12 protein-coding genes are annotated in these 14,360 nt (G+C 67.8%); 4 read left to right on the forward strand and 8 right to left on the reverse strand.

Annotated features, from left to right (window positions below):
• Positions 1–134: 134 nt before the first annotated feature.
• From HZI36_RS23620 to HZI36_RS23635, 4 genes are all read left to right on the forward strand, one after another.
• Complete coding sequence (locus HZI36_RS23620) at positions 135–854, forward strand: FadR/GntR family transcriptional regulator (protein WP_179405098.1); 720 nt, start codon at positions 135–137, stop codon at positions 852–854.
• Positions 855–970: 116 nt separating this feature from the next.
• Positions 971–1,738: an SDR family oxidoreductase gene (locus HZI36_RS23625; protein WP_179405099.1), complete on the forward strand. Its 768-nt coding sequence runs from the start codon at positions 971–973 to the stop codon at positions 1,736–1,738.
• 84 nt (positions 1,739–1,822) lie between these two features.
• The gene (locus HZI36_RS23630; protein ID WP_179405100.1) at positions 1,823–3,121 is read left to right on the forward strand and encodes an MFS transporter; all 1,299 of its coding nucleotides are present in this window, start codon (positions 1,823–1,825) and stop codon (positions 3,119–3,121) included.
• A gap of 23 nt (positions 3,122–3,144) precedes the next feature.
• Positions 3,145–4,392, forward strand: a complete 1,248-nt coding sequence (locus HZI36_RS23635) for an enolase C-terminal domain-like protein (protein ID WP_179405101.1) — start codon at positions 3,145–3,147, stop codon at positions 4,390–4,392.
• A 152-nt stretch (positions 4,393–4,544) separates the two neighbouring features.
• Here HZI36_RS23635 and HZI36_RS23640 read toward each other — a convergent pair whose 3' ends face one another.
• The 8 genes from HZI36_RS23640 to HZI36_RS23675 all read right to left on the reverse strand — a co-directional run bounded on the left by HZI36_RS23640 (position 4,545) and on the right by HZI36_RS23675 (position 14,358).
• Positions 4,545–5,621 (reverse strand): 3-ketosteroid-9-alpha-monooxygenase, oxygenase component, encoded by a 1,077-nt coding sequence (locus HZI36_RS23640; RefSeq protein ID WP_179405102.1) that lies wholly within the window; start codon positions 5,619–5,621, stop codon positions 4,545–4,547.
• Between the two features lie 70 nt (positions 5,622–5,691).
• Positions 5,692–8,214, reverse strand: a complete 2,523-nt coding sequence (locus tag HZI36_RS23645) for an efflux RND transporter permease subunit (protein WP_246327192.1) — start codon at positions 8,212–8,214, stop codon at positions 5,692–5,694.
• A gap of 54 nt (positions 8,215–8,268) precedes the next feature.
• On the reverse strand, positions 8,269–9,285 hold the full coding sequence (locus HZI36_RS23650) for a WD40/YVTN/BNR-like repeat-containing protein (protein ID WP_246327193.1): 1,017 nt from the start codon (positions 9,283–9,285) through the stop codon (positions 8,269–8,271).
• Between the two features lie 140 nt (positions 9,286–9,425).
• Positions 9,426–10,631, reverse strand: a complete 1,206-nt coding sequence (locus tag HZI36_RS23655; protein WP_179405103.1) for an acetyl-CoA C-acyltransferase — start codon at positions 10,629–10,631, stop codon at positions 9,426–9,428.
• Positions 10,632–10,647: 16 nt separating this feature from the next.
• Entirely contained in the window at positions 10,648–11,133 is a 486-nt protein-coding gene (locus HZI36_RS23660) for a MaoC family dehydratase (RefSeq protein ID WP_179405135.1), read from the reverse strand.
• Positions 11,133–11,933 (reverse strand): SDR family oxidoreductase, encoded by an 801-nt coding sequence (locus tag HZI36_RS23665; protein ID WP_179405104.1) that lies wholly within the window; start codon positions 11,931–11,933, stop codon positions 11,133–11,135. Before HZI36_RS23665 ends, HZI36_RS23660 begins: the two co-directional genes overlap by 1 nt.
• The gene (locus HZI36_RS23670; RefSeq protein ID WP_179405105.1) at positions 11,930–13,132 is read right to left on the reverse strand and encodes an acyl-CoA dehydrogenase family protein; all 1,203 of its coding nucleotides are present in this window, start codon (positions 13,130–13,132) and stop codon (positions 11,930–11,932) included. Before HZI36_RS23670 ends, HZI36_RS23665 begins: the two co-directional genes overlap by 4 nt.
• Positions 13,129–14,358 carry an acyl-CoA dehydrogenase family protein gene (locus tag HZI36_RS23675; protein ID WP_179405106.1) on the reverse strand — a complete coding sequence of 410 codons (1,230 nt, stop codon included), beginning with the start codon at positions 14,356–14,358 and terminating at the stop codon, positions 13,129–13,131. The genes HZI36_RS23670 and HZI36_RS23675 overlap by 4 nt, the downstream gene beginning before the upstream one ends.
• Positions 14,359–14,360 lie beyond the last annotated feature (2 nt).

Here is a 14,360-nt window from a genome sequence, read left to right on the forward strand (position 1 = left end):
CCCCGCACGATCCGCTTGAATCATCAGCCGGCGAACGCGCCCGTCAACCCGACGGCCTCGGGTCAACCCGAATTGTGGCAAGACGTCCATCCGCCTACTCTTCTACATCATACGTATGATCTAGAGAGGCATTGATGGCGACGCTACACCGGCAAGTTCTGAATCGAATGGGCGAGCAGATTTGCTCCGGCCAGTTCGCACCGGGCGACATTCTCCCGGCCGAGGACGTGCTCGCCGAACAATTGCAGGTGAGCCGCATCACCATCCGCGAAACGGTCAAATCGCTGTCCGCCAAGGGCATGCTACAAGTGCGCCGTCGTTACGGCACGGTCGTGCTGCCGCGCACGCAGTGGCAGCTGTTCGATCCGGACGTGATGACCTGGCGCGCCCGGGCCGGCGCGATCGACGAGGGTCTGATCCAGGATCTGATGGAACTGCGGCTGATCATCGAGCCCAACGCGGCCCGGTTGGCCGCGCTGCGCGCCACCGACGACGATCGCACTGCGGTGCGGCGCGCGTACCGGGCGATGGAGCGCGCCGTCGCGGGCGACGGCGAGTACGTCCCGGCCGATCTCGCGTTTCACGGCGCGATCCTCACCGCGTGCCACAACCAGTTCGTCCAGCAGATGCAGAACGCTTTGTCGGCGATCCTGCGGACGAGCTTCGAACTCAGCTCGGAAATCGCCGGCGGCCCGGCCCGTTCGCTGCCGATGCATGAAGCGATTTGCATCGCGATCGAGCAAGGCGATCCGGCCGCGGCGGAAGCAGCGGTGCTCACGCTCATCAAGCGCGCCGAGCAGGACTTCGAAGACCGCGCCGCACTGAATCGCGCCGACACCGGCAAGCCCGTCTGACGCCCGTCTGACACCACGTTAGCCAGCGGAGTCGACATTCACATCATCGCGGCCGGAGAACCGGCCGCGAGGGGCGCGCTCGCGCCTCATTCCTGACCATCGAGAGGAGCAAGCACATGACTTCACTATTCGATCTGAGCGGCCGCACGGCGCTCGTGACCGGCTCGGCGCGCGGCATCGGCTTTGCGCTCGCCGAAGGGCTCGCGACGGCCGGCGCGCGCGTGATCCTGAACGGCACGCGGGCCGATACGGTCGCCGCCGCGGTCGACCGGCTCGCGGCCAAAGGATTCGACGCGCAAGGCCGCGCGTTCGACGTGACCGACGAACAGGCCGTCGCCGACGCGTTCGCGCAATGGGACCAGGACGGCGTGCAGATCGACATCGTCGTCAACAATGCCGGCATCCAGTTTCGCAAGCCGCTCGTCGAGCTCGAACTGAGCGACTGGCAGCGCGTGATCGACACCAATCTGACCAGCGCGTTCATCGTCGCGAAACAGGCAGCGCGACGCATGATCGCGCGCGGCACCGGCGGCAAGATCGTCAACATCGGCTCGCTCACGAGCGAAGGCGCGCGCGCGACGGTCGGCGCGTACACGGCGGCCAAGGGCGGCATCAAGATGCTGACCCGCGCGATGAGCGCCGAATGGGCGTCGTCGAACATTCAGGCGAACGCGATCGGCCCGGGCTACATCCTCACCGACATGAACAAGCCCCTCATCGAGAACGCGACGTTCGATGCGTGGGTGAAGAGCAGCAATCCGTCCCAGCGCTGGGGCAAGCCGGAAGAACTCGTCGGCACGGCGGTGTATCTGTCGTCGGCCGCGTCGAGCTACGTGAACGGCCAGATCATCTACGTCGACGGCGGGTGGCTCGCCGTCCTTTGAATTCAGGTTCGCGCGGAGAACATAAGAACCCAAGGCGGCCCGCGCGAATCGAACCGTCCTTGCGCCTTGCCATCCGGAGACATCATGGAAAGCGTCAAACCCGTAGCAACCCAGAGATGGTGGTATCTGATGCCCATCATCTTCATCACCTACAGCCTCGCCTATCTGGACCGCGCGAACTATGGCTTCGCGGCCGCGGCGGGCATCAACAAGGATCTCGGCGTCACGTCCGGCACGTCGGCGCTGATCGGCTCGCTGTTCTTTCTCGGCTACTGCCTGTTTCAGGTGCCCGGCGCGATCTACGCGCAGCGCAACAGCGTGAAGAAGCTGATCTTCTTCAGCCTGATCCTGTGGGGCCTGTGCGCCGCCGCCACCGGCATGGTCAACAACATCCCGATGCTGATGGTGCTGCGCTTCACGCTCGGCGTGGTCGAGGCCGCGGTGATGCCGTCGATGCTGATGTACATCAGCCGATGGTTCACGCGCAACGAACGCTCGCGCGCCAATACGTACCTGATTCTCGGCAACCCGGTGACCGTTCTGTGGATGTCGGTGGTGTCGGGTTATCTGGTGCACAGTTTCGGATGGCGCGAGATGTTCGTGCTCGAAGGGCTGCCCGCGCTCGTCTGGGCGGTCGTGTGGTGGTTCACGGTCAAGGATCGCCCGGCCGACGCGCACTGGATGACCGATGCGGAAAAGACCGAACTCAACGCACGTCTGGTGGCGGAACAGGCGCACATCGCGCCGGTGCGCAATTACAAGGCGGCCTTCCGTTCGCCGATGTTGCTGAAATGCTGCGCGATCCACGCACTGTGGAGCATCGGCGTGTACGGCTTCATCATGTGGCTGCCGTCGATTCTCAAGTCCGCATCGACGATCGATATCGTGTCGGTCGGCTGGCTCTCCGCCGTGCCGTATCTCGCCGCCATCGTGCTGATGCTGCTTGCGTCCTGGCTCTCCGACAAGACGCGCAACCGCAAGCTGTTCGTCTGGCCGCTGCTGCTCGTCGGGACGATCGCGCTCGTCGCGTCGTACCTGGTTGGCGGATCGCACTTCTGGATCTCGTTCGGTCTGCTGGTCGTCGCGGGAGCGACGATGTACGCGCCGTATGGGCCGTTCTTCGCGCTCGTGCCCGAGCTGATCCCGAGCAACGTTCTCGGCGGAGCGATCGGGCTCATCAATTCCAGTGGCGCGCTGGGCGCATTCCTCGGGTCCTGGATCGTCGGCTATCTGAACGGCGCGACCGGCAGCCCTGCCGTCTCCTATATCTTCATGGCGATTTCGCTGCTGTTGTCCGTGATCCTGACGATCATGCTTCCCGCGTCGTCGGAACAGCGTGTCAAGCGAAGCGGGTCGCTTTCCGCCGCCACGGAAACTCACTGACCACTCACCTCTGACAGACGGACATGACAACTCTCATCACGGATGTAAAGGTCATCCTGACCGCGCCGGAAGGCATCAACCTGATCGTCGTCAAGGTCGAGACCAACCAGCCGGGCTTGGTCGGTCTCGGATGCGCGACGTTCGCGTACCGGCACGTGGCGGTCCAATGCTTGATCGAAGCGTATCTGCGGCCGCTGCTGATCGGGCGCGATGCCGAAGCGATCGAGGAGCTGTGGCAGTTGATGCACCAGAATGCGTACTGGCGCAATGGTCCGATCGAGAACAACGCGATCTCGGGCGTCGACATGGCGTTGTGGGACATCAAGGGCAAGATGGCGAACATGCCGCTCTATCAGCTGTTCGGCGGAAAGTGCCGCGAAGGCGTGCCCATCTATCGCCATGCGGACGGCCGCAATCTGAACGAGCTGTGCGAGAACATCCAGAAGTATCGCGAGCAAGGCATCACGCACATCCGCTGCCAGAGCGGCGGCTACGGCGGCGACGGTTACGGCAAGGCGCCGGCGGGCACGCCGCTAGGCGCGGCGGACGGCGTGTACCTCGACAGCAGAAAATACATGCGCGAAACGCTCAAGCTGTTCGACGGCATTCGCAGCAAGGTGGGCTTTGATGTCGAGTTGTGTCACGACGTGCATGAGCGTCTGAAGCCGGTCGAAGCGATCCGGTTCGCGTGCGAGCTCGAGCAGTACGATCTGTTCTTTCTCGAAGACGCGATCGCGCTCGAAGAAGGCGAGTGGATCCGTCAGTTGCGCGAGAAGACGACGACTCCGCTGGCGCAGGGCGAACTCTTCAACAATCCGTATGAATGGCGATTCCTGATCACCGAGCGGTTGATCGATTACATCCGCGTTCACCTGAGTCAGATCGGCGGCATCACCGCGGGGCGCAAACTGCAGATATTTGCCGAGCAGTTCGGCGTCAGGACCGCATGGCACGGTCCGGGCGACATGTCGCCGCTCGCGCACGCGGCGAACATCCACATCGACCTCGCCGCGCGCAATTTCGGCGTGCAGGAATGGTCCGGCACCGAGCCGCCGAACTTCGTGATTCAGGAACTCAAGGGGCCGAGAGCGGCATTGCTCGATGTATTCCCCGGCCTTCCCGAATTCCGGAACGGGCACGTGTATGCCAATGACAAGCCGGGCCTGGGCGTGGACATCGATGAAGCGGAGGCGGCGAAATATCCGTGCGAAAACACGGTGACCACCTGGACGCAGACGCGGCTGAAGGATGGGACGCTGCAAACGCCGTAAGGATGGCGGCAATCACCGCCCGTCATCGTTCAATGGCGTGATGCCCATCGCCGCCATATCAATGGCCCCGGCGGGTTGCCCGGGCCATCGCCAATCGCCCGCTTCGCGTGCCCGCGCGCGTCCCGATGCAGCGCATCGACGATCTCCGCCGCCTACCGCTCGAACACGTGATGCAGCTCCGGCGGCGCCTCCCCCTCCCGAATCTTCAGCTCGAACACCCTCCTCGCGACGCTCGACGGCCGCACATCCGCCACATCGAGATAGAACTGCGAATACCAGTCGCGGCTCTGATAGATCGGCCCGTCGCCCTCGCACAGCAGCGGATTGTCGACCCGCGTCTTGCTGTGCCAGATGTCGACGTCCTCGTAGAACGCACGCTGCGCCTCCTTCACATAGGCCGTCGCCATCTCCATGTTCTGCTCGTCGGAGAGCCCCGGCAGCTTCTTCACGATCACGCCGTAACGCAGCTCGAAGCTGTTCATGTCGATCGGCACGTGGCAGTTGAGCAGCACCGAATGGATCGGATGCCCGTTCGCCTGCCCGGTCATCTGCGTGATATGCACGGCCGGCCCGAAATACGTCGACAGCGCGATCAACCGGTCGTCGCCCAGCCGTTCGCTGCGGCCGACCATCAGCTGCGTCGCCTTGTGATCCTCGAACAGGTTCGCGAAATAGTCGACCGGCGCGCGATGCACGGTGCCGAAATGCGCGGCGTCGGAGATGTTGTCGACGAGCTCGCGGCAGTTCGTCTGGATCACCATCTTGTCGACGACCCAGTCCGACCATTCGTCGGAGAAACAGTGCTCGAGCCGCGGAATCGCCACCTCGGGCGGCGGCGGATTGCCTTCCGGATCGTTCCAGACGAACAGCAGCCTGTTCTGCTCGCAAGTCGGCCATGCGGCGATGCGCGCCTTCGGCGGAATCCGCTTGCAATACGGAATCGACGCGCACTGGCCCGCGCCGTTCCACGCCCAGCCGTGGAACGGGCACACGACGGTATCGCCTTCGATCCGGCCCTGGCTCAGGTCCGCGCCCATGTGCGGGCAATACGCGTCGATCACGTTCACGTTGCCGGCCGAATCCGCGAACGCGACGAGCTTGCGCCCGAAAATGTTCAGCGTGTGCGGCTCGCCGTCCTTGTAGTCGCGGGCGAGCCCGAGGCAATGCCAGCCGCGCGCGTAGCGCTCGACGAGCGGTTGGGCTTCGATCTTGTAGGGGCGTGCGGACATGTGAGTCGTCTCCTTGTCGGTTCGGTTCGCGCGGCGGCCGGCCTCGCCGGCCGCGCGCGGGGGCATCGGTTCAATGCGTCGGATGGCCGGATTCGAGCGCGCCGGCACGACCGGATTCGGCGGCGCGGGCGCGGTTCGCGCTCGACGCGGGCGCGGCGGGCGCACTCGACGCGCCCGCGCCCGCCGCCGCGCCGGACAGCGCCGGATGCAGCTGCACGCGCCGCTCCGCGCGCTCGACGCCGAGCCACGCGGCGAGCGCCGGCAGCAGGAACACCGCGCCGAACAGGTTCACGAGGAACATGAACGCGAGCAGCACGCCCATGTCGACCTGGAACTTCAGCGCGGAGAACGCCCACGTGCCGACACCGATGAACATCGTGACCGCGGTGAACAGCGCCGCGGTGCCGCGCTGGCGCATCGCGTCGGCGAACGCGTCGGGCAGCGTCGCGCCTTCGCGGATGTCGTGCTGCAGGCGCTCGTACAGATAGATCCCGTAATCGACGCCGACACCGACGCCGAGCGTGATCACCGGCAGCGTCGCGACTTTCAGCCCGATGCCGAGCAGCGCCATCACCGCGTTGCAGAGAATCGACACGAGCGTCAGCGGCACGATGATGCACAGCACCGCGCGCCACGACCGGAACGTGACCGCGCAGAGCAGCGCGATCGCACCGAAGATCGACGCCAGCATCGCGATCTCGGCGTCGGCCACCGCCTCATTGGTCGCCGCCATCACGCCGACGTTGCCGCCCGCGAGCCGGAACGCGACGTTCGGCGTCGGGTTCTCGGCCGCGAAGCGCTTGATCTCGCTGACGATGTGCGCGATCGTCTTGCCCTCGTGATTCGACGTGTAGATCAGCACCTGGATCGCCTTGCAGTTCGCGGTGTTCATCCCGTTGTCCGGGTCGTACGCGTTCGCGCCCTGCGTGAGTCCGTCGCTCGAGCGCGGCAGCGCGGCCCAGCGCGGATTGCCCTCGTTAAATGCGGCGATGAACACCTTGCCCTGCGACGCGACGCTCGTCACCGACTGCACGCCCGCGACGCCGCGCATATACATTTCGAACTTCTCGATTCCGCTCATCACCGGGTAATGCAGGCACGCGTCGTCGAAGCCGGTCGTCTCGACGATCACCGACAGCACGTCGACGCCGATGTCGTACTGATGCGTGATCGCGGCGTTGTCGACGTTGTAGCGGGACGTCGCGCGCAGCTCGGGCGCGCCGGTGCCGATGTCGCCGATCTCGAGCTTGCGCGATTCGAGCGCGCCGTACGCGAGCAGCGCGAGCGCGACCGCGAACACGCCGAGCGCGGGCAGCGGCCGCGCGAACGTCGCGAAGCCGTTCCACATCCTGCCGCCGCCGGCCGCCGCCGTGCGCTGCGCGCGGGCCAGCGCGCCGCGCTCGAGCTTCGTGTACGACAGCAGAATCGGCAGGAACACCTTGTTCGTGACGATCATCAGCAGCACGCCGAGGCACGCGGTGATGCCGAGCTCGCGCACGATGTCGATCTTGATCCGCATGATCACCATGAAGCCGAGCGCGTTCGTCAGCAGCGCGACCGTGCCGGGCACGAACAGCTTGCGGAACGCGTCGCGCGCGGCGCCGACGGGCGCCTCGCCCCTGACGAGCGCCTGCTTCCACGCGTTCGTCATCTGCACCGCATGCGACACGCCGATCGAGAAGATCAGGAACGGCACGAGGATCGACATCGGATCGATGCCGAGCCCGAGCACCGGCAGCGCACCGAGCAGCCACACGACCGGCAGCAGCGCGACCGCCAGCGCGAGCACGGTGGTCTTCAGCGAGCGCGTATAGGCGAACAGCAGCGCGGCCGTCACGAGGAACGCGACCGCGAAGAACGTGATCACGCCGGCGATCCCCGCCTCGACGTCGCCGACGAGCTTCGCGAAGCCGATGATGTTCACGTCGACGTCCTTGCTCGCATACCGCGCGCGGATCTGCTCGAGCTGCTTCGCGACCGCGCTGTAGTCGAGCCGCTTGCCGGTCGCCGGGTCGGTCTCGCGCAACTCCGCGCGGATCAGCGCCGACTTCAGGTCGTTGCCGACGAGCCGGCCGATCTGCCCGGAGCGCGCAACATTGCGCCGCACTTTCCCGAGATCGTCCGGGTTCGCGCTCGAGAACTGCCCGGGCACGACGACGTCGCCGCGAAAGCCCGCCTCGGTCACTTCCGTGTAGTGGACGTTCGGCGTGAACAGCGAGAACACGCGCGAGCGATTGACGCCGGGGATGAAGAACACGTCGTCGGTCGCGTGGCGCAGCGCGTCCATGAACGGCTGGTTGTAGATGTCGCCCTGCCCCTTCCAGCGCAGGCTCACGAGAATCGTGTTCGCGCCCGGAAACGCGCCCGCGTAGCGGTTGAACACCTGCATGTACGGGTGCTGCATCGGGATCATCTTGTTGAAGCCCGGGTCGAGGCGCAGGCGCGTCGCGGACAGGCCGAGCGCGAGCGTCACCGCGACGCACAGCACGAGCAGCAGGCGCCGCCAGCGGACGATCGCGTCGGCGCAGCGGTCGACGAACGCCGCGAGGCGCGTAGCGGGTACGGAATCTTGAGGGCGGGACAGGTCGTTCATGGGTGTCTCACGTCGAAGCGGACTATCGAAGCGGAAAGGGCGGGCGCGGCCGCATCACGACGGTGACGACGGTGACGACTGCGGTGCGGGCGGCGTCGACGGCGATGCGGGCGGCGGCGACACGACGGCGAGCGGTGCGATGCCCGCCTCGCCGCCGAGCAGCAGCGCGCCGTGCCCCATGTCGAGCACCGCCGCGAGGCTCTGCACGCCGCCGAGCTTGCGCACGTCGAACGTCAGGCCGCCGTCGCGCGACGCGACGATCGCGCCGCCCTGGCCCACCAGCACCAGTTCGCCGTCGCCGAGTTGCGTCGCGCCGAAATACGACGTCGGAATGTGGCTGTCGACGTGCGTCCACGTCTCGCCGCGATCGGAGCTGCGCACGACGTTGCCGCGCATCCCGTACGCGACCCAGTCACCGTTCGCGAGCATCAGCGCGCCGAACAGCGAGCCTTGGTACGGCGACGGCCGCTTGTCCCAGGTCGCGCCGTTGTCGGTCGAGCGCAGCAGCGTGCCGCTTTCGCCGGCGATCAGCAGATTGCCGTGGCCGTCGCCGACGATCGCGTTCAGATGGCGGTCGCCGACCGGCGTCTTCAGCGGCTGCCACGTGAGCCCGGCATCGTCCGAGCGCAGCAGCTGGCCGAAGCTGCCGGATACGAACAGCGGGCCGTTCGCGGTACCCCACACCGACAGCAGCGGATCGGAATGTTCGTGGTCGGCATGCACTTCGCGCCAGTGCTCGCCGGCGTCGTCGGTGCGCACGATGCGGCCGTCGTGGCCAACCGCGATACCGAGCGTCGGCGTGACGAACGTGACCTGCGTGAGCGTCGACGGCTGGTCCGGCGTGACGGACGCGGGGCGCCAGTGCTTGCCGCCGTCGTCCGAGAGCAGGATCACGCCGCGCTCGCCGACCGCGACGATCCGCGCGCCGGCCCGCGCGAGGCCATTGATCTGCAGGCGATCCGCGTGAATCGCGGTCGCGGGGAACGCCGGCAGCGGGCGCGGCGAGAACGCGAACAGCGCGGCGCCTAGCACGAGCGCCGACATCGCGAGTCCGGGCAACGTTCGTTTCATCTTCTGTCTCCTGTCGACCAGAGTTGGCGCTTTAGCGCTTACTCCGGTCCCATGCAAGGCTCGGGCCGGCGGTCTACGCCGCGGCCTCGAATCGTCCTGAATGCGGGGCGGTCATGTCCGCGCGCGTCCGGGCACGGCCGTCATGCACCGACCTCGAACAGCGCGGCGGCGCCCATGCCGCCGCCAATGCACATCGTCACGACGACGTGACTCACGCCTCGGCGCGCGCCTTCGAGCAGCGCGTGCATCGTCATCCGCGTGCCGGACATGCCGAACGGATGGCCGAGCGCGATCGCGCCGCCGTCGACGTTCAGCCGGTCGTCAGGAATGCCGAGCTTGTCGCGGCAATACAGCACCTGGCACGCGAACGCCTCGTTCAGCTCCCACAGGCCGACGTCGCGCACGGTCAGGCCGAAGCGGTCGAGCAGCTTCGGCACCGCGAACACCGGGCCGATGCCCATCTCGTCCGGCTCGCAACCGGCGACCGTGAGCCCACGGAACGTGCCGAGCGGCGCGAGGCCGCGCGCCTTCGCTTCGGCGCGCGACATCACGACCACCGCCGCCGCGCCGTCCGACAGCTGCGACGCATTGCCCGCCGTCACGAACTCGCCCTGCGCGACGGCTTCGCCGCCGCTCCACACCGGCTTCAACCCGGCGAGGCTCGCGGCCGACGTATCGGCGCGCGCGCATTCGTCGCGCGTCGCGCGCACATCCTCGTGGCCGGTCGCGTTGCCTTCCTTGTCGAACAGCGCACGGCGCACGTCGAGCGGCGCCATCTCCGCGTCGAAGCGGCCGGCCGCCTGCGCGGCGGCGGTACGCTGCTGGCTTTGCAGCGCGTACGCGTCCTGGTCCGCGCGCGAGATCCCGTAGCGGCGCGACACGACCTCGGCCGTCTCGATCATCGCCATGTACGCGGCCGGCTGCTGCGCGAGCACCGCCTGCGAACGCGCGCGATATGCGTTCTTGTGCTTGTTCTGCGTCAGCGTGATCGACTCGACGCCGCCCGCGACGACGATCCGCGCATCGCCCGCGCCGACGCTGCGCGCGGCGGTCGCGATCGTCATCAGGCCGGACGAGCACATCCGGTCGATCGCCATCCCCGGCACCGACGCGGGCAGGCCCGCCGCGACGGCCGACAGCCGGCCGATGTTGTAGCCCTGCGAGCCCTGCTGCGCGGCGCAGCCGATCAGCACGTCGTCGACGTCGCCGGGCGCGACGCCCGCTCGCTCGATCGCCGAGCGCACGACGTGGCCGCCGAGCACCGGCGCGTCGGTATCGTTGAACATCCCGCGAAACGCCTTGCCGATCGGCGTGCGCGCGGCGGAGACGATGACTGCATCTTCCATGAAGGGCTCTCTGGATTTAGAAGTAGTAGCGGCTGATCGTGTCGGCGACGCAGCCCGGCTTGGGCTCGCCGTCGATCTCGACCGTCACGCGGATCCACGCCTGCACGCCGCCGTCGAGCGGCTCGACGCGCAGCAGCTCGCCGACGCCGCGCACATGCGCGCCGACCTTCACCGGCGCGGGGAAGCGGATCTTGTCGCAGCCGTAGTTGACGCCGAGCCGCGCGCCGTCGATGCGCACGATCTGCGGCAGGAAATAGTTGACCAGCGACAGCGTCAGATAACCGTGCGCGATGCACGCGCCGAACGGGCCGCGCTTCGCGCGCACCGGATCGACGTGCACCCACTGGTGATCGCCGGTCGCGTCCGCGAAGCCGTCGATGCGGAGCTGGTCGATCTCGAGCCACGCGCTCTCGCCGAGCCGCTCGCCGACCGCGGCGGCCAGCTCGTCCGGATGCGCGAATACGCGGGGCGTCGCACGCGGGATGTCGAGGGTCGCGTCCATCATGCGTGCTGGCTACTGACCGACAGGATTTCGCCCGTCATGTACGACGCGTAATCGCTTGCAAGAAACATCATCACGTTGGCGACCTCCCAGACTTCGGCGGCGCGCCCGAACGCTTCGCGCGACGCCAGTTGATTCAGCAAATCGGCCGGGGCCGACTTCTTCAGAAAATCGTGCATCGCGATGCTCGGCGCGACCGCGTTGATGCGCACGCCGTACGGCGCCGCCTCGAGCGCCGCGCAGCGCGTGAGCGCCATCACGCCCGCCTTCGCGGCCGCGTAGTGCGCCTGTTCCGCCTGCGCGCGCCAGCCGAGCACCGATGCGTTGTTGACGATCGCGCCGCGTCCGCGGGCCTGCATGTGCGGCAGCATCGCGCGCGTCATCCGGAACGTCCCGGTGAGGCTAATGTCGATCACCCGCGACCATTCGGCATCGTCCATTTCGATGATGCGTTTCGAGCCGCCGAGCCCGGCGTTGTTGATCAGTACGTCGACGCCGTCGAGCTTGTCCTGCGCCTCGGCGACGAGCGCCTGCACGTCGTCCTCGACAGCGACGTTGCAGAGGCGCCCGTAAATCTGCTGCAGCCCCGTTTCCGCGCGCAGCGTGTCGACCGCCTGCTCGAGGCGCTTCTCGTGGATGTCGGAGATGAAGAGGGCCCGGCAGCCTTCCTCCGCCGCGCGGCGCGCGGCCGCGAAGCCGATGCCGGCGCCGGCGGCGGCCGTGATCAGCACCGATTTGCCGGCGAGGAGCTGGTGGCCCGGCACGTATGCGGGCGCCGGCTTGATCTGGGGTTCGTTCATGCGTTACCTCGAGGTTCCCTGGGCATGCCGAGCCCGCGCTCGGCCATGATGTTGAGCTGGATTTCGTTGGTGCCCGCGTAGATCGTGTCCGCGCGGGAGAACAGGAACACGCGCTGCAGATGCATGCGTTTTTCGTCGGACGGATCGATGACGTTCGCGCGCGCGCCGAGCACGTCCATCGCGAGCTGGCCGAGATCGCGGTGCCAGTTCGACCAGTAGTACTTGTAGATCAGCGCGTCACGGCGCAGTGGCGCGGCGGCCTCGCCATCCGCACCGTCGGCGCCGGACAGCATCCTGAGCGCGTTGTAGCGCATCACGCGCAGGCCCGCCCACGCGCGGCCGATCCGCTGACGCAACACCGGGTCGCGATCCGCGCCGGCGTCGCGCGCGGCGTCGATCACCCATTCGAGCTCGCGCACGAACTGCATCTGCTGGCCGAGCGTCGACATGCCGCGCTCGAAGCCGAGCAGCGTCATCGCGATCCGCCAGCCGTCGCCGGGCGCGCCGACGAGATCGCATGCCTGCGCACGCGCGCCGTCGAAGAACACTTCGTTGAACTCCGCGCCGCCGTTCATCTGACGGATCGGCCGGATCTCGACGCCCGGCTGGTCGAGCGGCATCAGCAGGAACGACAGTCCCTTGTTCCCCTTCGATGCCGGATCGGTGCGCGCGAGCACGAAAATCCAGTCGGATTCGTGCGCGAGCGACGTCCACACTTTCTGGCCATACACGCGCCACGAACCGTCCGCGTCCTGCTCCGCGCGCGTGCGCACGTTCGCGAGATCGGAGCCCGCGCCGGGCTCCGAGTAGCCCTGGCACCAGAACTGCGTGCCGGACAGGATGCCGGGCAGGAAGCGCGCGCGCTGGTCGTCGGTGCCGCACGCGACGAGCGTCGGCCCGAGCAGCCCTTCGCCGATGTGGCCCATCCGCCCCGGCCCGCCCGCGCGCGCGTATTCCTCGTGAAAGATCACCTGCTCGGCGACCGAGAAGCCGCGGCCGCCCGCTTCGACCGGCCAGCCGAGCCCGGTCCAGCCGCCGTTCGCCATTTCCCGTTCCCATGCCTTGCGCAGCTCGGGCCACGCTTCCTCGTCGCCGGGGCCGCCGCGATGCTTCAGGCACGCGAATTCGCCGGTCAGGTGCGAGCGCATCCAGTCCGCGACTTCGTGCCGCAATTGTTGTTCGCGAGTCTCGCCGTTCATTGCAATGCTCCTGCGCGTGCGGCGGACGGGCGCGTCGCGTGTGCGAACGCGGCGGTCGGGTCGTCGCGGCCGTTAGTTGCGACGTCGCCGATCGCATGGCCCGCGATCCATTCGAGCAGTTGCGGCGTCGTGCCGAACTGCGCGCCCGACGCCTGCGCACGCTTGAAATAGAGTTGCGGGTCGTATTCCCACGTGAAGCCGACGCCGCCGTGAAGCTGGATCGCTTCCTGCGCGCAGAACGCGTACGCGTCGTTCGCGGCGGCCTTCGCGGCCGCGACGTCCGCGCGCAGCGCGGCGGACGGTGTCGCGCCGCCGTCCGCGTCCCACGCGTGCGCGGCGCCGAGCACGGCCGAGCGCGCGGATTCGATCAGCACCATCATCTGCGCGCAACGATGCTTGACCGCCTGGAACGACGCGATCGCGCGGCCGAACTGCACGCGCTGGCCGGTGTAGTCGAGCGTCAGGTCGAGGCACTGCTGCGCGCCGCCGAGCTGCTCGGCCGCGAGCGCGAGCACGGCGAACCACGCGGTGCGGTCGAGCACGCTCGCCGCGTCGCGGCCCGCGAGCAACGCATCGCGGGTGACGCGTACGTCGTCGAGCACGACGCGCGCGATCGGACGCGTGCCGTCGAGCGTGTCGAGCGGCGTCGCGACGATGCCGGACACCGCGGCGACGTCCACCGCGAACAGCCCGACCGACCGCGCTTCGTTCGCGATCCGCGCCGGGATCAGCAGCAGATCCGCGCGCGCGCCGTCGATCACGAAGTCGGCGACGCCGGACAATGCGTAGCCGCCCGCCGTCTCGTCGGCAACGAACGGAAACGGCTGAGCGGCGAACGGCATGTCGAGCGGCAGCGCGAGCGTCGCGCTGCATGCGCCTTCGGCAATCTTCGCGAGCCACGCGTGTGCGGCCGGCGCGTCGCACTGCGCGAGCGCGGTCGCGGCGAGGCAGGTCGTCGGCAGATAGGGCACGCATGCGACGCGCCGGCCGAGCTGCTCCATCAGCAGCACCTGCTCGAGCGCGCCGAGCCCGACGCCGCCCGCCGCTTCCGGCAACGCGAGCGCGTTCCAGCCGAGCTCGCCCGCGAGCGTCGCCCACAGCGCGTCGTCGCGGCCAGCCGAGTGCTCGAGCGCGCGGCGCACGTCGGCCGACGCACTGCGTTCGGCGAGCACGTCGGCCGCCGCGTCGCGGATCATCGCCTGTTCGTCGGTGAGCGACAGTTCCATCG

This window comes from Burkholderia guangdongensis (assembly GCF_013403875.1).
Lineage (GTDB): Bacteria > Pseudomonadota > Gammaproteobacteria > Burkholderiales > Burkholderiaceae > Burkholderia > Burkholderia guangdongensis.